The sequence below is a fragment of the Microbacterium petrolearium genome (genome assembly GCF_054782875.1).
On sequence record NZ_BAAGRQ010000013.1, the window covers coordinates 48,694 to 67,376 of the forward strand.

An 18,683-nucleotide genomic window follows, 5' to 3' on the forward strand; every position below is an offset into this window, starting at 1 on the left:
GGACATCGTGCCGCAGCTCGCCTCTCACATCCCCTCCGTCCCCGAGTCGGGGACCCGCCGGATCTTCGAGCTCGCCATGACCGTCGACGATCCGATCATGCTCGTCGTCGGCGAGCCCGACGTCCCCGTCGCCGCGCACATCGCGGACGCCGCGCGACAGGCGTGGGACCGCGACGACACGAACTACGCCGGCAACGGCGGCCTGCCCGCGCTGCGCCGCGCCATCGTCGACAAGCTCGCGCGCGAGAACGGCATCGAGGCCGACGTCGAGCAGGTGTGGGTCACCATCGGGGGCACCCAGGCCCTCGCGCAGGCCTTCACGCTCACGCTCGGCCAGGGCGACGAGATCCTCATCCCCGATCCGGGCTACACCACGTTCACGATGTACCCGCGGGCCCAGGGCGCCGTCCCCGTGCCGTACCCGCTGCGCGCCGAGCACGGCTTCACGCCGCACGTGGGCGAGCTCGAGCCGCTCGTCACCGCGCGCACGCGCGCGATCGTCGTCAACTCGCCGTCCAATCCGCTGGGCGTCGTCTTCCCGCCCGCCGTGCTGGCCGATATCGTCCGCTTCGCCGCCGCGCACGACCTCTGGATCATCAGCGACGAGGTCTACGAGCACTTCACGTGGGAGGGGCCGCACACCTCGCTCGCGGCCGTGGCGGCCGAACTGGGGGAGCAGGATCGCGTGCTGAGCGTGTTCTCGACCTCCAAGAGCCACGCCATGACGGGTGCGCGCGTCGGCTGGCTCGTCACGCCGCCCGGCGTCGCCGACACCATGCGCGCGCTGCAGGAGGCGATGATCGCGTGCGTCGCGATGCCCGAGCAGCACGCGGCGATCGCCGCGCTCACCGGGCCCATGGACCACGTCGAGCGGGCGCGCGAGCGGTACCGGGCGGCGATCGCCGAGGCCACCGCGCTGCTGGATGAGCGCGGCCTGCGCTACCACCGGCCGCAGGGGGCGTTCTACCTGTGGATCGATGTCTCGCACGCGACCGACGGCGACGTCGCCTCGTGGGCGCAGCGCTTCCTGCTCACGCAGAAGGTGGCGGTCGCGCCGGGCAGTGCGTTCGGGCGTGGCGGGGAGGGGTGGATCCGGATCTGCCTGGCGGCCGACGCCGCCGCCATCCGCACCGCCATCTCGCGCCTGCCGCGCCCGTAGCGTCGACGCCGACGCGCGCGGAATAGAATCGACACAGCAGTCTGACGATCGGGAGTTTCATGTCCGGGCATTCCAAGTGGGCCACCACGAAGCACAAGAAGGCGGTCATCGACGCCAAGCGCGCGAAGTCGTGGGCGAAGCTCATCAAGAACATCGAGGTGGCGGCGCGGCTCGGCGGCCCCGACGAGGCGGGCAACCCCACGCTGTTCGACGCCGTCCTGAAGGCGAAGAAGACGTCGGTCCCCAAGGACAACATCGAGCGCGCCATCAAGCGCGGCGCCGGCATCGGCGGCGAGGCGGTCGACTACACGACGATCATGTACGAGTGCTACGCCCCCGGCGGCGTCGCGATGCTGATCGAGTGCCTCACCGACAACAAGAACCGCGCGGCCGCCGAGGTGCGCACGGCGGTCACCCGCAACGGCGGCAACATGGCCGATCCGGGCAGCGTGTCGTTCAACTTCGAGCGCAAGGGCGTCATCGTCGTCTCGGGTGAGGGCACGACCGAGGACGACGTGATGCTCGCGGCGCTCGAGGCCGGCGCGCAGGAGATCGAGCCGCACCCGCAGGGCTTCGAGGTGGTCACGGAGGCGAGCGACCTCGTCGCCGTGCGCACGGCGCTGCAGGAGGCGGGCATCGAGTACGAGTCGGCGGATGCCGAGTTCGTGGCGAACGTGAAGGTGCCGGCCGATGCCGAGACGGCCCGCAAGGTGTTCCGCCTCATCGACGCGCTCGAGGACAGCGACGACGTGCAGAACGTCTACACGAACATCGACGTCGCCCCCGAGGTGCTCGCAGAGCTCGACAACGACGAGTGACGACGGCCGTTCCGTCCGGAGGGCGCGGGTACCCCACGAGGGGCCCGCGCCCTTCGCGTCTCAGAGGGAGCGCGTCTCAGATGAAGGTGGCGAGCACGTTCAGTCGCAGCTGCGCGATGATCGCGATCACGGCGTAGCTGGCCACGGCGAGCAGCGGCAGCCAGCTCATGGCCCTGTCGGCGGCCTTCTGCGCCGCGCTCGGCAGCGGCAGCGCGCCGATGCGGATGACGTGCAGCAGCACGGCGTAGAACGACGGGATGGTCACGACCCACGTGACCATGCACCACGGGCACAGCGTGTGCAGCTCGAAGATGCTCTGCGAGATCAGCCACACGACGAAGCCGAACGCGAACGTCATGCCGGCGGCGAAGAGCAGCCAGAACCAGCGGCCGAACCGCGCGCCCGCGAGGATCGCCGCCCCCACGACGATCGGCGCGACCCAGCCCGTGATCCCGAGGATCGGGTTCGGGAAGCCGAACGCCGATCCCTGCCAGGACTCGAGGTTGGCGCTGCATTGCACGAGCACGCTGAAATCGCAGCTCGCGCCGGCGCCCGGGTCGGCCAGCTGCTCGAACCGCTCCATGGTGAGCGAGTAGGCCGCCCACCAGCCGATCGCCCCGGCGACGATGAGCCAGACGGCGAGTGCGGTGGGTCGGGTGCGGGGCGTTGCCATGCGTGCATTCTCGCATCGCGGCATGAGCGATCCCTCCCCGCCGCGGCCGGTGGCAGCGAGACAGGTTCTGTGCGCCGAGACAGCGTCCGAACGCCGCTGTCTCGGCGCGCGGTTGCTGTTTCGCGGGGACGGGACGGGGCGCGACACGGCCGCGCGACGGCGATGCGGTGCGAAGGGTGCGATAATGGCCAGCGAGGTGCAAACCGCGGCCGCGCCGCGAACCGCCCCTGACAGAGAAGACTTCGAGGCGACGAGTGCCTCGCGCGACCAGAGCAGTGCGCCGGTCGCAACACCGAGTGAGTTCGCGGCATCCAGGTGCCGCACGAGATTTCCGGGCGACGCGCGGATGTCCGCCCGCAGGGAGTACGCCAGCGATGGCTGATGAGAACAGTGAATTCGATGACCGCAGCACCCTCGAGCCCCGCGCCGACGGCGTGATGGGCGGCCCGGCGGACGAGTCCGGCGCGCCGGACGTGCCGGCGTCGGTCGCCGACGAGGCGCCCGCGACCGCCGCGGCGCCCGCGACCGACGCGGGGGAGCAGACCGACGCCGCGGAGTCCGTGGCGCAGGCCGAGTCCGCCGCCGAGGAGCCGCAGGCCGAGGCCGCGGTTGCGGGCGAGCCCGCCCCGGAGGCGGAGCCCGCCGTCGAGCCCGAGCCCGCGTCGGACGCGAAGCCCGAGGACGCTCCGCACGCGAAGCCCGAGGAATCGAAGCCCGAGGACTCCGAGCCCGAGGAGCCGCAGGCCGAGGAGCCGCAGGCCGAGGAGCCGAAGCCGCTCACGGCCGTGAGCCTGGGGCTGCTGCCCGAGAACTTCGTGTCGCAGGTGTCGACCGCGCTGCACTTCTACGCCCCCGACATCGCGCCGCTGCCCGCACTCGAGCTGCCCGAGGCGGATGACGACGACGAGGACGACCAGGACGACAGGGACGGCGGATCCTCGCGCGGCCGCGGCCGGCGCCGCCGTCGCGGCGGCAACGGGGGCTCGGCCCCGGAGCGCCCGCAGCGGCCCGTCGAGGTCATCACCGAGCCGCAGAAGATCAAGGGCTCCACGCGCCTGGAGGCGAAGAAGCAGCGCCGCCGTGACGGCCGCGAGGCCGGTCGTCGCCGCCCCGTCGTCACCGAGGCGGAGTTCCTCGCGCGCCGCGAGTCGGTCGATCGCCAGATGATCGTCCGCTCGAAGTCGGGCCGCGTGCAGATCGGCGTGCTCGAGGACAAGGTGCTCGTGGAGCACTACGTCGCGCGCAACCAGGACGCCTCGCTCATCGGCAACGTCTACCTCGGCCGCGTGCAGAACGTGCTGCCGAGCATGGAGGCCGCCTTCGTCGACATCGGGCGCGGCCGCAACGCCGTGCTGTACTCGGGCGAGGTGGACTGGGACGCCGTCGAGACCGGCAACCAGCCGCGCCGCATCGAGCTCGCGCTGAAGCCCGGCGACAAGGTCCTCGTCCAGGTCACGAAGGACCCGGTCGGCCACAAGGGCGCGCGCCTGACGAGCCAGATCTCCCTTCCCGGTCGCTACCTCGTCTACGTGCCGGGCGGCGCGATGAACGGCATCTCCCGCAAGCTGCCCGACACCGAGCGCTCGCGCCTGAAGAGGATCCTCAAGGAGGTGCTGCCCGAGTCGTCGGGCGTCATCGTGCGCACGGCCGCGGAGGGCGCCACCGAGGAGCAGCTCACGCGCGACGTGAACCGGCTCACGGCCCAGTGGGCGCACATCCAGCAGAAGGTCGAGAAGGGCAGCGCCCCGAGCCTGCTGCACAGCGAGCCCGATCTGCTCGTGAAGATCGTCCGCGACGTCTTCAACGAGGACTTCACGAAGATGCTCATCCAGGGCGATGACGCGTACAGCACCATCACGACGTACCTCGAGCAGGTGGCGCCGGATCTGCTGGAGCGCGTGGAGCGCTACGAGGGGGAGAAGGATCCGTTCGACGCGTTCCGCATCACCGAGCAGATCGAGAAGGCGCTCGACCGCAAGGTCTGGCTGCCGTCCGGCGGATCGCTCGTGATCGACCGCACCGAGGCCATGACGGTCGTGGATGTCAACACCGGCAAGTTCGTCGGCTCCGGGGGCAACCTCGAGGAGACGGTCACGAAGAACAACCTCGAGGCGGCCGAGGAGATCGTGCGCCAGCTGCGGCTGCGCGACATCGGCGGCATCATCGTGGTCGACTTCATCGACATGGTGCTCGAGTCGAACCGCGACCTCGTGCTGCGCCGGCTCGTCGAGTGCCTGAGCCGCGACCGAACGAAGCACCAGGTCGCCGAGGTCACCTCGCTCGGCCTCGTGCAGATGACGCGCAAGAAGCTGGGCCTGGGCCTGCTCGAGACGTTCAGCGAGGCGTGCGAGGTCTGCGCCGGGCGCGGCGTCATCGTGCATCACGACCCCGTGGTGAAGCACCGTCCGGCCGGGAACGGCGGCAACGGGGGCAACGGCGGCGGATCGAACCGCCGCTCGCGCGGCAACGGCGGCTCGTCGGCGGGCGCGCAGGCCGCGCCCGCGGCCCCCGCCGCCGCGACGCACGTCATCACGGAGGGCGTGAAGTCGGCCCTCGCGCAGATCGCGGCCTCCACGATCGCGCCGGCCGCCGCGCCCGCGGCCGAGCCGGGCAAGACCACGCCGGAGATCGCGATCGAGCTGCCGGAGGGGCCGCGCGCGGAGCCGTCGCAGCCCGAGGGCGAGGAGCGACCGCGCAAGCGCCGCAAGCGGCCCGAGCGTGCCGAGCGCCCGGAGCGCCCGGCGGCGCCGAAGTCCGAGGCCCAGCAGCTGCTGGACTCCGTGCTGAGCGCGCTGCCCGAGCCGAAGGCGCCCGGCCAGGGCCGCAACCGCAGCCGCCGCGTCACCACGGCCGCCCTCACGGGCACCGCGGTGTCGGTCAACCCGGCCGCCCCCACCGACTGACTCGTCCCCCTTCTGCGAACCCGCGTTCGTTCGTCGAACCCGCGCCGGATCCCGGGCGGGTTCGCGGAACGAGGGCGGGTTCGGCGAGGGAATCGTCGGTCAGAGGCCGCGGCGCTCGCGCTGGGAGACCCGCAGGCCCGAGGCCTGCAGGCGCCGCACGAGTTCGCGGCCGGTGACGCGGGTCGCGCCGCCAGCCACGAGGCGCTCCACGGCGTCGGCCGGGACGTCGTAGTGGTCGAGATCGAAGGCGCGCGCCGGCACGCCGTGCGCGGCCGCGAAGGCGTGCAGCTCGGCGAGGTCGGCGTCGCTCACGAGGTGGGCCCAGAGCCGCCCGTGCGCGGGCCAGATCGCGCTGTCCACGAGAATCGCCACGGCATCGAGCCTAGGCCTGCGCCGTGCGCCCGGTGTCGACGCGGGACGCGCCGCGCGGCGCTTTTGCCGGATCGGCAGGGGATCGGGTAAAGTAGACGGTTGGTGCGTCCCCTGTCGCGTGCGCGAGCAGTGCCGCGGCGAAAGTCTTGCAGACGCCCTCGCAACCAGCGAACGCAAGCGAAGTCTTCCCGTGAGAGATCCGGAGACCCGTCGATCCGGGTTCTCCCTAATGAAACAAGGTGTGAAGTGGTTTACGCAGTCGTGCGCGCCGGCGGCCGTCAGGAGAAGGTCGAGGTCGGCTCGGTCATTCAGCTCAACCGTGTACAGGCGGCCGCGGGCGAGACCATCGAGCTCCCCGCCGTGCTGTTCGTGGACGGCGACAAGGTCGAGACCGACGCCGCCAAGCTGGCGAAGGTCAAGGTCACGGCCGAGGTCGTGAAGGACCTGCGCGGTCCGAAGATCGTCATCCAGAAGTACAAGAACAAGACCGGCTACAAGAAGCGCCAGGGCCACCGTCAGGACCTCACGCGCCTCAAGATCACCGGCATCAAGTAAGCGCGGAAGGGTTCAGCGAAATGGCACACAAGAAGGGCGCAAGCTCTACCCGTAACGGTCGCGACTCCAATGCCCAGCGACTGGGCGTGAAGCGCTTCGGCGGCCAGACCGTCAGCGCGGGCGAGATCCTCGTCCGTCAGCGCGGCACGCACTTCCACCCCGGCGTGAACGTCGGCCGCGGTGGCGACGACACGCTGTTCGCCCTCGCCGCCGGTGCGGTCGAGTTCGGCAGCAAGGGTGGCCGCAAGGTCGTCAACATCGTCGCGGGCGAGTGATCTCGCACACGCAAGAGGTTTTTCCGGAACGGGGCGGGCTTCGGCTCGCCCCGTTCCCGCATTCAGCGACCGCTGGCCGCTGAACACACAGTGAGGATGCGGGCCGCCGTCGCGGCGGTCCCGGCTCAGGATCGAAGGCAGAAACATGGTCACGTTCGTCGACGAGGTCACGTTGCACCTCCGCGCCGGCAGGGGCGGCAACGGCTGCGTCTCGGTGAGGCGTGAGAAGTTCAAGCCGCTCGCCGGCCCCGACGGGGCGAACGGCGGCGACGGCGGGGACATCATCCTCGTCGCCGACCCGCAGACGACCACGCTGCTGAGCTACCACCACTCGCCGCACCGCTCGGCGGGCAACGGCGGCTTCGGCATGGGCGACATGCGCTCCGGCGCGCAGGGCGAGGACCTCGAGCTGCCCGTGCCCGTCGGCACCGTCGTCAAGGACCCCTCCGGCGAGGTGCTCATCGACATGGTCGAGCCGGGCATGCGCTTCGTCGTGGCACCCGGCGGCAAGGGCGGGCTCGGCAACGCGGCTCTCGCCTCGCCCAAGCGCAAGGCCCCCGGCTTCGCGCTGCTCGGCACGCCCGGCTGGGAGGGCGATGTCGTCCTCGAGCTGAAGACCGTCGCCGACGTCGCGCTCGTGGGCTTCCCGTCGGCGGGCAAGTCGAGCCTCATCGCCGCGGTCTCGGCGGCGCGCCCCAAGATCGCCGACTACCCCTTCACCACGCTGCACCCGAACCTCGGCGTCGTGCAGGCCGGCGACATCCGCTTCACGGTCGCCGACGTGCCCGGCCTCATCGAGGGCGCGAGCGAGGGGCGCGGCCTCGGGCTCGAGTTCCTGCGCCACGTCGAGCGCTGCACGGCGCTCGTGCACGTGCTCGACTGCGCCACGCTCGAGCCCGGTCGCGACCCGATCAGCGACCTCGACGTCATCCTCGCCGAGCTCGCGGCGTACCCCGTGCCGGAGGGGCAGGTTCCGCTCATCGAGCGCCCGCAGCTGATCGCGCTGAACAAGAGCGACGTGCCGGAGGCGCGCGAACTGGCCGAGCTCGTCCGCCCCGAGCTGGAGGCCCGCGGCTACCGCGTGTTCGAGATCTCGACCGTCGCGCGCCACGGCCTGCGCGAGCTCACCTTCGCGCTCGGCGAGATCATCGATGCGCACCGCAAGGCACAGCCCGCCGCGCCGCCGCGCGAGCGCGTCGTCATCCGCCCGCGCGGCTCCGAGAAGGAGTTCGAGATCCGCGTCGAGGGCGGCACGTACGGCAACGTCTACCGCATCCTGGGCGAGAAGCCCGTGCGCTGGGTGCAGCAGACCGACTTCGCCAACGAGGAGGCCGTGGGCTTCCTGGCCGATCGGCTCGAGAAGCTGGGCGTCGAGGACGCGCTGTTCAAGGCCGGCGCCGTGCCCGGCGCGACGGTGCTGATCGGCGAGGGCGAGAGCGTGGTGTTCGACTGGGATCCCGCCATCAGCTCGGCCGCCGAGCTCGTCGCCGCCCCGCGCGGCACCGATCCGCGGTTCGCCGACAACCGGCGTCGCACCACGTCCGAGCGCCGCGAGCACTACCACTCGGTCATGGACGCGCGCGCCGCCGATCGCGCGGAGGAAGAGGAGCGGCGTCGCGCGCGCCGCGACGACGAGGAGGACTGAGCGGAGTGAGCGCGAGGGTGCGAGCGGATCTGGCCGCCGCGCGGCGGATCGTCGTGAAGGTGGGGTCGTCCTCCATCAGCGGCACGTCGTCGTGGCGCATCCCGAAGCTCGTCTACGCCCTCGCCGAGGCGCACGGCCGCGGCGCCGAGATCCTGCTCGTCTCCTCCGGCGCGATCGCCACGGGCATGCCGTTCCTCGGCCTCGACTCGCGCCCGACCGACCTCGCCACGCAGCAGGCGGCCGCCGCCGTCGGGCAGAACATCCTCGTGTACCGGTACCAGGAGGCGCTGCGCCCTTTCCGGATCGTCGCGGGCCAGGTGCTGCTGACGGCGGGCGATCTGGAGGACGCGCTGCCGCGCAGCAACGCGCGCCGCGCCATCGAGCGGCTGCTGGGGCTGCGCATCCTGCCGATCGTGAACGAGAACGACACGGTGGCGACGCACGAGATCCGCTTCGGCGACAACGATCGGCTCGCCGCGCTCGTGGCGCGTCTCGTCGGCGCCGACGCGCTCGTGCTGCTGAGCGACGTCGACTCGCTGTACACGCGCCCGCCGAGCGAGCCGGGGGCGGAGCGGATCGACACGATCGCCTTCGGCCAGGACCTGGGCGACGTGGAGTTCGGATCGACGATCGTCAACAGCGTCGGGACCGGGGGAGCGTCGACCAAGGCATCGGCGGCGCGCCTCGCGGCCGCTGCCGGGATCGGCGTGCTCGTGACCAGCGCCGACCTGGTCGCCGAGGCCCTCGCCGGCGACGACGTGGGCACCTGGTTCGAGCCGGCCGACCCCTCGGGATCGGCGGGACGGGCGGATACACTGGCGCGATGAGCCAGACCGTCGCCGGTGCCGCAGCCGGCACCCCTGCGTCCGTCGACACCGCCGCGCCCGCCGACACGGCGCAGGACCGGCTGATCCGCGCGAAGTCCGCCGCGCGGCACACCGCCCGCCTGACGAGCGACGAGAAGACCGCCGCGCTGCACGCGATCGCCGAGGCCCTGCTCGCGGCGCAGGAGCGGATCCTGCGCGCGAACGCCGACGACCTCGCGCGGGGCGAACGCGACGGGCTCGCCGCGGGACTGCTCGATCGGCTCCGGCTCGACGAGAAGCGGATCGCGGGGCTCGCGGCCGCGGTGCGCGAGATCGCGGCGCTGCCCGATCCGATCGGCCAGGTCGTGCGCGGGCATCGCATGCCCGCCGGAGCGGCCCTCGAGGAGGTGCGCGTGCCGTTCGGCGTGGTGGGCGCGATCTACGAGGCGCGGCCCAACGTCACCGTCGACATCGCGGCCCTCGCCCTGCGCTCCGGCAACGCCGCCGTCCTGCGCGGCGGCAGCGCCGCGCGCGAGAGCAACACCGTGCTCATCGACGTGATGCGCGCCGCCCTCGAAGCGCGGGGAGTCACCCCCGATGCCGTGCAGACGGTCGACGACTTCGGCCGCGAGGGCGCCAAGGCGCTCATGCACGGCCGCGGCTTCGTCGACGTGCTCGTGCCGCGCGGTAGCGCGGGCCTGATCGAGACGGTCGTGACCGAGTCGACCGTGCCGGTCATCGAGACGGGCGCCGGCGTCGTGCACATCGTGCTGGACGAGTCGGCCCCGGAGGACTGGGCGCGCGACATCATCGTGAACGCCAAGGTGCAGCGGCCCAGCGTGTGCAACGCCGTCGAGACCGTGCTCGTGCTGCGCGCCGCCGCCGAGCGGCTCGTCCCGGTCGTCGCGGGCGCGCTGCGGGAGCAGGGCGTCACGATCCACGGCGACGAGACGGTGCAGCGCCTGGCCGACGGCGTCGTGCCGGCCACGGAGGAGGACTGGGCCACCGAGTACCTCGCCCTCGAGATCGCGATCCGCGTCGTCGACTCGCTCGACGACGCCATGGATCACATCCGCGCGTACTCGACGGGCCACACGGAGTCGATCATCACGACCGATCAGCGCAACGCCGAGCGCTTCCTGCGCGAGGTGGACTCCGCGGTCGTCATGGCCAACGCGTCGACGCGCTTCAGCGACGGCGGCGAGTTCGGCTTCGGCGCCGAGCTGGGCATCTCGACGCAGAAGCTGCACGCCCGCGGACCCATGGGCCTGGCCGAGCTGACGAGCACCAAGTGGCTGGTGCGCGGTGCCGGGCAGGTGCGCGCCTGAGCGGTAGGCTAGGGAGACCACGCACCGAAACGGAGTCAGGATGAACATCGCCGCCGCGCTCGCGGTCCTCGCCGAGACCGAAGAACACGGAAACGTCGCGCTGGAGACCCTTCCGTACGGCATCGTCGCCGCCGTCGTGTTCGCCGCGCTGGGTCTCGTGACGTTCTCGTTCCGCAACGTCGCCAACCGCCACGCCGACAAGGTCGCGCGTGCCGCCTCGCACGAGGGACACGGCCACTAGGCCGGATGCGGTGACGGAGCAGACCCGCGCGCCGCGGATCGGGGTGATGGGCGGCACGTTCGATCCCATCCACCACGGTCACCTCGTCGCCGCGAGCGAGGTGGCGCAGTCGTTCGGGCTCGACGAGGTGGTGTTCGTGCCCACCGGTCAGCCGTCGCACAAGGGCGCCGTCTCGCCGGCGCAGGCCCGGTACGAGATGACGGTGATCGCCACTGCCTCGAACCCGAGCTTCACCGTGAGCCGGGTGGACGTGGATCGCCAGGGCCCCACCTACACGGTCGACACGCTGCGGGATCTGAAGGCGGAGCGACCGGACGCCGAGCTCTACTTCATCACGGGCGCCGATGCCGTGGCGCAGATTCTCAGCTGGAGAGACCATGATGAACTGTGGGATCTCGCCCACTTCGTCGCCGTCTCGCGCCCGGGCCACGTGCTCGACACCGAGGGCCTGCCGACCGACGACGTGAGTCGTCTCGAGATCCCCGCCCTCGCCATCTCGTCGACCGACTGCCGAGACCGCGTGCGACGCGGCTTTCCCGTGTGGTATCTCGTTCCCGATGGCGTCGTGCAGTACATCGCGAAGCATCACCTGTATCGGAGCAGCGAATGAGCACCCCGGAGCGTCCCCTCACCCGTCGCCAGCTGAAAGAGCTGCGCATGACGGGTCAGCTGCCCGTGGTCGTGCCCGGCGCGCCTCCCGTGCAGCAGGGCCAGCCCGCCGACGCCGACGAGAAGCCCGTTGCGCCGGAGCCGACGCACGACGACGCGGACCAGCGGGCCAAGCCGACCTCCGCGCCGCAGCCCCCCGCGCCCCAGCCCGCCGCGGCGCGGCCGCCTGTCGAGCCGCAGGACGACCCTGCAGCGGATCGGGCGGAGAGCGACGCGGGCGAGGATGTCCCGTCGGCGCCCGCCGACGCGGATGCCGCGGCCTCCGGTCAGGGCCGGCCCCTGACGCGGCGTCAGGCGCGCATCCTGCGCACCAACTCGATCGCGGTGCCGGAGCCGACGACCCCCGCGCCGAGCGGACAGCCGCCGGCGCTGCCCGGCCAGCCCTCGGTGGTGGAGCTGCCCGCCGGCTTCGCCGACGCCGTGCGCACGTCCGGCGACCAGGCGCGGGACGCGGGTCCGGCGGAGCGCCCGGCTCCCGAACCGGCCCGGTCGACGGGCGGGCCCGCCCGGCCCGCCGCCGAGGCCGAGCCGAAGGATGAGGGGCCGAAGGTGGGTGCCGCCTTCGGAGCCGCGGTGTTCCAGCAGGCCGAGGAGCGCCAGCGGCTCGAGCGCGAGGCCGCCGAGCGGGAGGCGAGCCGCCGCCGCGAGACGAAGACCGTGGCGCCCGCTCCCGAGCAGGCCGCCGTGGCCGACGCCGATGAGGTGTTCGCCGAGGCGTTCCAGCGGTCCCTCGACGCCGGCGGGTCGACCGCCACCGGCACCTCGCTGATCCTGCACGACATGCCGGGCACGGCATCGCTCAGCGCCCCGATCACCGCCACGGGCGAGCTGCTCTTCACGAGCTCGCACGTGCTGCCCAGCGGCCTCTCGTCCCGCGGCGCCGCCGCCGGGACGACCGACGGCAAGGACGTCGACGCGACCCTTCTCGACGGCGAGATCCCCATGCACTCCTCGCCCACGCCGATCGCCGCGAGCGCCGCCGTCAGCACGTCCAAGGCGCCCGGAGACGTCATCCGCCCGCCCGCCCCCGAGAAGAACCACGGCCTGATGCTGACGCTCGGCATCACGGCCGGCGTCCTGGGCGTCGCCCTGGTCGGCGTCATCATCTACGCAATCTCGACAGGAGTCTTCGGTTGAGTTCCACCCCCACGTCCCACCAGATGCTGCAGCTGGCCGCCGAGGCGGCCGATGCGAAGGGCGGGGAGGATCTCGTCGCGCTCGACGTGTCCGAGCCGCTCCCGCTCGTCGACGTCTTCCTCATCGTCACCGGGCGCAACGAGCGCAACGTCGCCGCGATCGCCGACGAGATCGAGGACAAGCTCCACGAGGCCGGCCACAAGCGCCTGCGCCGCGAGGGGCGCCAGGAGTCGCGCTGGATCCTGCTGGACTTCGGCGATCTCGTCGTGCACGTCTTCCACCAGGAGGAGCGCGCGTTCTACGCGCTCGAGCGACTGTGGAAGGACTGCCCGGTCGTTCCGATCACGCTGCCGGAGCGCCCCGCGCTCGGCACGCCCGGGGAGTGAGTCGATTTCTCGACGCGCGACGCGTGTTGTAAGCTGAATGAGTTGTCCGGGGCTTCTACCGGACGACATCCGGGCCTGTGGCGCAGCTGGTAGCGCACCTGCATGGCATGCAGGGGGTCAGGGGTTCGAGTCCCCTCAGGTCCACCATGATGCTCTTACTCGAACCCTCGACAAGAGCAATGAGATTATCGGGCATTGTGTCCAGGGAGAGCCCGCCGGTTTCGGCGGGCTCTTTCGTTTTCCCCGTGCTGTCAGGGTTGCCGGTGGGCTGTTCGCGTCGTGCATCGTAGACGAGTGCCCGGCTAGCTGAGCTGTAGATGACGTCGAATGGTGCCCGGGAGGTTGCCTCGACATGGTGCTGGCCGTTGTCGTCGGTGGTGACGAGGAGTTTGTCGAAGAGGAGCTGGTTGAACATGCGGCGGATGTGCTCGGGGGCTTGCCGGTAGGTGTTTCCGGCGTGCTGGGCGATGTCGAGTGCGATGCTGATGAGTTCGTCGGCTTCGGCGATATCGGCGGTGAGGTTGCTGAGGCTGCGGTTGGTGGCGGCCAGTTCGGTGTCGAGGCGTTTCTGCTCGGTGCGGAGCATGTCGATGGGGATCGCGTCGTTGTAGTGGGCTTCGAGGAGCTTGCGTTGGCGACGCTCGATGGTCTGCTTCGTGGCCTCGAGTTGTTCTCGTTCAAGGTCGGTGTCGGTGCGAAGCTGCTTCAGTCCGTGCCGGAGGAGTGCTTCGAGATCGCGGCGGAAGTCGGGTGTGAGGCTGATGCGGTCGTAGAGGTCCTGGATGAGGTCTTCGGCGTGCTCGATCTGGATGGAGCGGAGGGTGCAGTTGGTGCGCTTGGAGTGTCGTCCGAGGCAGGAGTAGTACGGGTAGGTCTCACCGTGTCTGTTCTTCACGACCTGGACGACCATGCGGAAGCCGCAGTGCCCGCAGTACATCGTGGATTTGAGGTAGTGGTCGTGCTTGATTGACCGTTCCCCGTTGATCTTCTCTTTCAGGATCGTCTGGACTTTTTCGAAGGTTTCGCGGTCGATGAGCGGGGTGTGGCTGCCGGGGTACTCGACGCCTTTGAACGTGGTGATGCCGGTGTAGTAGATGTTGGTGAGCATCGAGTGGACGTGACGGATCTCGACCGGCTTCTCTGCCAGCCGCGCGGTGGGCACTGTTGTCAGGCCTCGCCGGACGAGTTCCTTGGTGAGGGTGCGCACGGAGTGCTCACCGGTGGCGTAGGCGTTGAACGCCCAGGTGACCAGTGGTGCGCGGGTGTCGTCGACGGTGACGGTACGGTTCTCGCGGCCGTTCTCGATGGTGCGGGTGTTGAGGTAGCCGATCGGTGCACGGCTGACGGAGCCGCCGTTCTTGACCTTCTCGCTCATGCCCTTGATGACTTCGTTGGCGAGGTTACGGGAGTAGAACTCGGCGATCGAACTCATGATGCCGTGGAGGAGGATGCCGCCGGGGGTCTGGTCGATGTTCTCGCTGGTGGAGACGAGCCGGATGCCGAGTTCGTTGAAGCGCTGATTGAGAGTGACGTCGTCGGCGCGGTTGCGTGCGAGACGGTCGAGCTTGTGCACGATGACATAGTCGATGTTGCCCTGCTCGGCTTCCAAGTAGCGCAGCATCTCTTGCAGTGCGGGCCGGTTGGTGGAGGTGCCGGAGACACCCCGTTCGACGAACTCTTTGACGACCATCGCGCCGACGGCTTGAGCCTTCTTCTTGTTCGCGTCGCGTTGAGCGGGGATCGAGAAGCCTTCCTCCCTGCCACCGCGTTCGGCCTGCTCACGGGTCGAAACGCGCAAGTAGGACACGGCTCGCTTCGGGGTGAAGCTCTGGGTGAGCGCCGCAAACGGGTCGGCGGCGGTGAGCGGGCTGGCGGTGTATGGAGTTGTGGTCATGTTTCCATTGACGCTCTCTTGCCCGTGTGAGTCCAGTGCGAAATCAGCCACCTGGTCAGGGTTTTCCACAGGACGCTGATGCGTTCCGGGGTCAGGGCTATTTGATGAAAACATGCACTTCGCCTCCTCGCTCGTGGAACTCGAAGTCGCCGCACAACTGCTCGAGGAACGCCGCGCGGTCGAAGACGAGGATGTCGTTCGGGATCGCCCATTCGCGGAGGGCGTGGTCGCGGGCGTCGGCCCAGCCGAGGCTTTCAATGAAGTCGTCGACGAACTGCTCGATGCGTTCATACGACGCCCAGTGCAGGTTGCTGAAGTCCGCCTCCATGTCGGTGATGGTCTCGATGCCGTTCCAGACGTGGTCGAGGTAGACCTCGAACGCTGTGCCGTGTTCAAGGCGGAGCCGTTCCAGCTCGCGGGCTTCCTGCCGAGTGGCCGGTGCGGGCGGCGTGCGCCGCTCGGGGGTCGTTGGTGAGGTTGTTCTGTTTTCGGCGTCAGCGCCTGGGTAAAAATTGTGTTCAGTTTCCATGGGTAGTGTCCTCCTTCCTGGTGTTGTTCTGTTTCGTGAGAGGCGGGCCGTCTCGGATGATCCCGGGCAGTTCATCGAGGATGAGTACGGCGAACATGTCCTGTGGGAGCTCGGCGGCCTCGAGGTGTGCACGCAGTTGCGCCTGGCGTTTCGTCGTCGGGACGATCCACAGCACTGCGGGGAACGCGCCGCTGGATCGCTGCTCTGCTCCGCTGCGGCGGTAGCGCACGTACTGCCAGCATTTCGCGATCACCCGGGCGGGGTTCTCCGTGGCGCGGTCGACCTCGATGAAGTAGCGATCCAGATATTCGGGAGTGGTCACGCTCATCAGGAGATCGGGTCGCAGTGTGAGGCGTTCACCGTGCGGCCCGAGGTAGTTCCTCCAGCACGAGGGCTCGGTCTCGACCCGTAGCTCCGCGCTCGGGAACCGCTGGACGGTCTCGTATGCGATGACTCGGGTCTCGGCGATCGCCAGGAGGTGTTCCAGGAACGTCGTGGAGATGAGGTTCGGTCGCTGTCTCGTGCCGCTGTGTCCGGTGGCATGCCGGTAGCCGGTGGTGGTGAGCGCCCAGATAGATGGCGTAGAGCCGCGCTGCCATCCACCGACACGACGCTCCAAGCGCAGCACGTGGCCGTGGTGTTCAAGCTTGGACAGGTGCCGCATCGTCTGCCGTCGTGCAGACCGGAAGCTGCCATAGTGTTCCCTCGTGAGTCTGGCGAGCTGCTCCGTCGTCGCGAACCGCAGCTCGAGCAGATGCGCGAGAAGCTCCTGATAGATCGGATGGTCAAGTGAAGCGGTCATGACTGGAGTCCTCCGCCGATTGGGACGGCCGGGTGACCTGGTATGACCGGGTCAGTCACGTCCTGCCGCCGTGGTTCTGCCCCGCGACGTCCGGCAAGCCCGTGTCTGCTGGGCGCGGTGATACGTCTCCCGATGCGTCTCGATCGAAGACGGCCATTCATCGTCGGCTCCTTCCCACTGGGCCGTCGTCGGCGTCAGTGAAGTCCGGTGTGGTCGGGGCGATGAGGTCGCGGATCTCTTGCTCGGTGATGGTGGCGGCGACGCCGTAGCGTTCGTGTGCGGCGGCGTAGATGGCTGCTGGGTCGCTGACACCCGCCGGTGGCGGAGCGGTAGCGATGCTGATCCAGCCGGTGGCTTGGCCGTGCTGCATGACGTTCGCGTACGCGTGGTATTTCGGCAGCAGCAGAAGATCCTGGGCATCGAGATCGGTGGCGTGCTTGGCGATGGTGGCCGCATCGGTGCCGCCGAGGCCGAAGTAGATCTTGCTGCGCGTGTTGGTCTCGACCGAGGCTTGCATGGCCGGGGTGAACTGCTTCAGGTACTGGTTCGCGACGGTGAACGCCGCGCCGAGGGAGCGTGCCTGGGCGAGGGCGTCGGAAAGGTCACCAGGGATGCCTGCGAGGAAGTCATGGATCTCGTCGATGTAGATGCTGACGATGTGCCGGTGTTGGAGGCCGTCACGTTGCCTGGCGAGGATCTTGGTCCACAGTTGCCCAATGAGGAGCGTGCCGAGCAGTCTTGCGGCGTCAGCGCCGAGCAGGCCCTTGTTGAGATTCACGATGACGATGCGTCGCTTGCTGAACAGGTCGGTGAGGTCGAAGCGGGGATCGCTCTGCCCGAGCATCGCCCGCAACCCAGGTCGCAGGATCAGTTGGCGGAGCTTGTTCAGCACCGGCCCGATCTCTTCGGCCTGCTGCGCAGGTGACTTCGCCTCGTACTGCTCCCAGAACCCTCCGAGCCCGACCGGATCGTCGATATGCTTCAGTACCTTGCGGCGGAACGCGGGGTTCGTGAGCAGCGGGGCTACCCAGAGCAGGTTCGCGCCGTCGATCTGTGCGAGCGTGTTGAACACCGCCGTGAAAATGTCCGCGGAGCGGATACCCCAGTGCTTCGCAAAGACCGCTTCGAAGGTCACCAGCAACGTGTCGGCCGTAACCGAGGCCTGGCGTCGATGACCGGAGAGCGGGTTGAACCCGACCGGGGCGGCGTTCGTCGGGTCGATGACAACGACGTCATGTTCTCGGTTGTGGGGAACATGTGCGAGAACGCGATCAGCAAGGTCTCCCTTCGGATCAAGGACCAGCACACCGCGCCCCGCTGTGATGTCGGCGGCGATGAGGCCCAGCATCACAGTCGACTTGGCCGAGCCGGTCGGCCCGAGCAGATGAGTATGGAACGCGGCGTCCCGGATCGGGATGCCGATCTTCTCGCTATGCCCCGGTGCGCTGGCAGTGCCGATAATCCGGTCCGTTTGCACAAGTGTTTCGGGCGGTGGGAGCTGGCGTGGGTGGAGTGTCCCGAGTAGTGGCAGTGGCGGTTCGCCGATCGGCCAGCCGGTCAAGCCGATGACTTCCCCGCTGGTCAACGTGAGCGGCCATCGCCACGGGCATGCGGCCCGGTTGAGGTGCGTCACTGAACCGGTCACGGCGCTGATGCGGCTGGTGGCGGATTCGAGGACGCGAAACGCGCCGATCACGTCACCGACAAGCTGCCTCGCCCGCGGAGCGGCTGCTCCGGTGACGCCGACGCGCAGGCTGAGAGAGAAGCCGTGCTGACCGTCACGCCGTTTCGACGTCGTGCCAGTTCGTGGCGGGACAGCAAGCACACGGAGCCACGTACCAAGCGATTCTGTGGCGCGTACGGGCGGCGTGTGGCGGCGACCGAGCAGGACCTGCAGGACGACTTCTTCCTCGCCGTGGAGGCGCGACAGTGCCCCGTAGAGGCCACGAATACTTGCGGTGATCTTGGGCGCTTCGAGGCTGAGGTCGGTGCCGGTGACGCGCAGGTCGACCGCATGCTGCACCTCGTGTCGGTGTCGGCGGGGAGTGTGCGCGCGGACCGTGAGGTGTGCGCGGAGCGCGTCAAGTACCGTGTCGATGCGGGTCGGCTTGGCCGCGATCAGCCACCGCAGCCCCGTCTTCGTTGCACGGGCCTCGAGCACGATCGGGCCGAGCGTGGACGAGGCGGCCAGGTGTTCCAGTGTCGCGTGGACCGCGGCGGGGGTGAGCGTGTCGGGCCACGTGAGTTCTTGCCACTCCCACTCCTCGTGTTTAGTGTTACTCGTCATGCCCGCCCCCTTTCTGCTCGGCCGTTGGTGCCGAATTCTGCTTCCGTGTATGAGCCGCCCGACGGGTTTCGTCAAGATGCATCGCGAGCAGCAGCAGAACCCTGGCCAGGCCTTCCCGGTCGACCTTGTCCTTCCAGATCGGGGTGAGACGGTGGCGCCCACCGGCCCGGTTCTTCTTGCGGTTCATCGTTGACCTCCTGTCCG

At 69.6% G+C, this 18,683-nt stretch carries 18 protein-coding genes, 1 tRNA gene and 1 pseudogene; 13 read left to right on the forward strand and 7 right to left on the reverse strand.

Translation table 11 applies throughout. From position 1 onward, the window contains the following. Positions 1 to 7 precede the first annotated feature (7 nt). Both ACYVJ0_RS10755 and ACYVJ0_RS10760 read left to right on the forward strand, forming a co-directional pair. Entirely contained in the window at positions 8 to 1,159 is a 1,152-nt protein-coding gene (locus tag ACYVJ0_RS10755; protein ID WP_449854188.1) for a pyridoxal phosphate-dependent aminotransferase, read from the forward strand. 59 nt (positions 1,160 to 1,218) lie between these two features. Beyond that, positions 1,219 to 1,977 (forward strand): YebC/PmpR family DNA-binding transcriptional regulator, encoded by a 759-nt coding sequence (locus tag ACYVJ0_RS10760; RefSeq protein WP_449854189.1) that lies wholly within the window; start codon positions 1,219 to 1,221, stop codon positions 1,975 to 1,977. A 76-nt stretch (positions 1,978 to 2,053) separates the two neighbouring features. On the opposite strand, the gene ACYVJ0_RS10765 is transcribed toward ACYVJ0_RS10760, so the two are convergent. Then, positions 2,054 to 2,650, reverse strand: coding sequence for a vitamin K epoxide reductase family protein (locus tag ACYVJ0_RS10765; protein WP_460817766.1), 597 nt, complete (start codon positions 2,648 to 2,650; stop codon positions 2,054 to 2,056). 437 nt (positions 2,651 to 3,087) lie between these two features. On the opposite strand from ACYVJ0_RS10765, the gene ACYVJ0_RS10770 reads away from it, so the two are divergent. Further along, the gene (locus tag ACYVJ0_RS10770) at positions 3,088 to 5,553 is read left to right on the forward strand and encodes an Rne/Rng family ribonuclease (RefSeq protein WP_460817812.1); all 2,466 of its coding nucleotides are present in this window, start codon (positions 3,088 to 3,090) and stop codon (positions 5,551 to 5,553) included. Between the two features lie 99 nt (positions 5,554 to 5,652). On the opposite strand, the gene ACYVJ0_RS10775 is transcribed toward ACYVJ0_RS10770, so the two are convergent. Next, positions 5,653 to 5,925: a DUF4031 domain-containing protein gene (locus tag ACYVJ0_RS10775; RefSeq protein WP_449854192.1), complete on the reverse strand. Its 273-nt coding sequence runs from the start codon at positions 5,923 to 5,925 to the stop codon at positions 5,653 to 5,655. Between the two features lie 246 nt (positions 5,926 to 6,171). Here ACYVJ0_RS10775 and rplU point away from each other — a divergent pair, with 246 nt between their 5' ends. The 10 genes from rplU (at position 6,172) to ACYVJ0_RS10825 (ending at position 13,114) form a co-directional block, all read left to right on the forward strand. Next, on the forward strand, positions 6,172 to 6,480 hold the full coding sequence (gene rplU / locus ACYVJ0_RS10780; RefSeq protein ID WP_449854193.1) for a 50S ribosomal protein L21: 309 nt from the start codon (positions 6,172 to 6,174) through the stop codon (positions 6,478 to 6,480). Positions 6,481 to 6,500: 20 nt separating this feature from the next. Continuing rightward, a complete protein-coding gene (gene rpmA, locus ACYVJ0_RS10785) occupies positions 6,501 to 6,755 on the forward strand; it encodes a 50S ribosomal protein L27 (RefSeq protein WP_449854194.1) in 255 nt (84 codons plus the stop codon). Between the two features lie 145 nt (positions 6,756 to 6,900). Beyond that, positions 6,901 to 8,400 (forward strand): GTPase ObgE, encoded by a 1,500-nt coding sequence (obgE, locus tag ACYVJ0_RS10790; protein WP_449854195.1) that lies wholly within the window; start codon positions 6,901 to 6,903, stop codon positions 8,398 to 8,400. Between the two features lie 5 nt (positions 8,401 to 8,405). After that, positions 8,406 to 9,227 carry a glutamate 5-kinase gene (gene proB, locus ACYVJ0_RS10795; RefSeq protein ID WP_460817768.1) on the forward strand — a complete coding sequence of 274 codons (822 nt, stop codon included), beginning with the start codon at positions 8,406 to 8,408 and terminating at the stop codon, positions 9,225 to 9,227. Next, the gene (locus ACYVJ0_RS10800) at positions 9,224 to 10,534 is read left to right on the forward strand and encodes a glutamate-5-semialdehyde dehydrogenase (protein ID WP_460817770.1); all 1,311 of its coding nucleotides are present in this window, start codon (positions 9,224 to 9,226) and stop codon (positions 10,532 to 10,534) included. Before proB ends, ACYVJ0_RS10800 begins: the two co-directional genes overlap by 4 nt. A 40-nt stretch (positions 10,535 to 10,574) precedes the next feature. After that, positions 10,575 to 10,775 carry a hypothetical protein gene (locus ACYVJ0_RS10805; protein ID WP_460817772.1) on the forward strand — a complete coding sequence of 67 codons (201 nt, stop codon included), beginning with the start codon at positions 10,575 to 10,577 and terminating at the stop codon, positions 10,773 to 10,775. A 10-nt stretch (positions 10,776 to 10,785) separates the two neighbouring features. Then, positions 10,786 to 11,385 (forward strand): nicotinate-nucleotide adenylyltransferase, encoded by a 600-nt coding sequence (gene nadD / locus ACYVJ0_RS10810; protein WP_449854199.1) that lies wholly within the window; start codon positions 10,786 to 10,788, stop codon positions 11,383 to 11,385. After that, on the forward strand, positions 11,382 to 12,581 hold the full coding sequence (locus ACYVJ0_RS10815) for a hypothetical protein (protein WP_460817774.1): 1,200 nt from the start codon (positions 11,382 to 11,384) through the stop codon (positions 12,579 to 12,581). The genes nadD and ACYVJ0_RS10815 overlap by 4 nt, the downstream gene beginning before the upstream one ends. 23 nt (positions 12,582 to 12,604) lie before the next feature. After that, positions 12,605 to 12,967 (forward strand): ribosome silencing factor, encoded by a 363-nt coding sequence (gene rsfS, locus ACYVJ0_RS10820; RefSeq protein WP_449854205.1) that lies wholly within the window; start codon positions 12,605 to 12,607, stop codon positions 12,965 to 12,967. Between the two features lie 71 nt (positions 12,968 to 13,038). Further along, a tRNA-Ala gene (locus ACYVJ0_RS10825) sits at positions 13,039 to 13,114 on the forward strand. A gap of 688 nt (positions 13,115 to 13,802) precedes the next feature. Here ACYVJ0_RS10825 and ACYVJ0_RS10830 read toward each other — a convergent pair. From ACYVJ0_RS10830 to ACYVJ0_RS10850, 5 genes and pseudogenes are all read right to left on the reverse strand, one after another. Further along, positions 13,803 to 14,975 (reverse strand): annotated as a pseudogene (locus ACYVJ0_RS10830) (recombinase family protein); the annotation flags it as partial. Continuing rightward, positions 14,959 to 15,390 carry a hypothetical protein gene (locus ACYVJ0_RS10835; protein WP_460817775.1) on the reverse strand — a complete coding sequence of 144 codons (432 nt, stop codon included), beginning with the start codon at positions 15,388 to 15,390 and terminating at the stop codon, positions 14,959 to 14,961. The pseudogene ACYVJ0_RS10830 and the gene ACYVJ0_RS10835, both read right to left, overlap by 17 nt. After that, complete coding sequence (locus ACYVJ0_RS10840; RefSeq protein ID WP_460817777.1) at positions 15,380 to 16,192, reverse strand: replication-relaxation family protein; 813 nt, start codon at positions 16,190 to 16,192, stop codon at positions 15,380 to 15,382. The genes ACYVJ0_RS10835 and ACYVJ0_RS10840 overlap by 11 nt, the downstream gene beginning before the upstream one ends. A 157-nt stretch (positions 16,193 to 16,349) precedes the next feature. Beyond that, entirely contained in the window at positions 16,350 to 18,479 is a 2,130-nt protein-coding gene (locus ACYVJ0_RS10845) for a type IV secretory system conjugative DNA transfer family protein (RefSeq protein ID WP_460817779.1), read from the reverse strand. Continuing rightward, a complete protein-coding gene (locus ACYVJ0_RS10850; RefSeq protein WP_188588084.1) occupies positions 18,469 to 18,666 on the reverse strand; it encodes a hypothetical protein in 198 nt (65 codons plus the stop codon). Before ACYVJ0_RS10850 ends, ACYVJ0_RS10845 begins: the two co-directional genes overlap by 11 nt. Between the last annotated feature and the right edge of the window lie 17 nt (positions 18,667 to 18,683).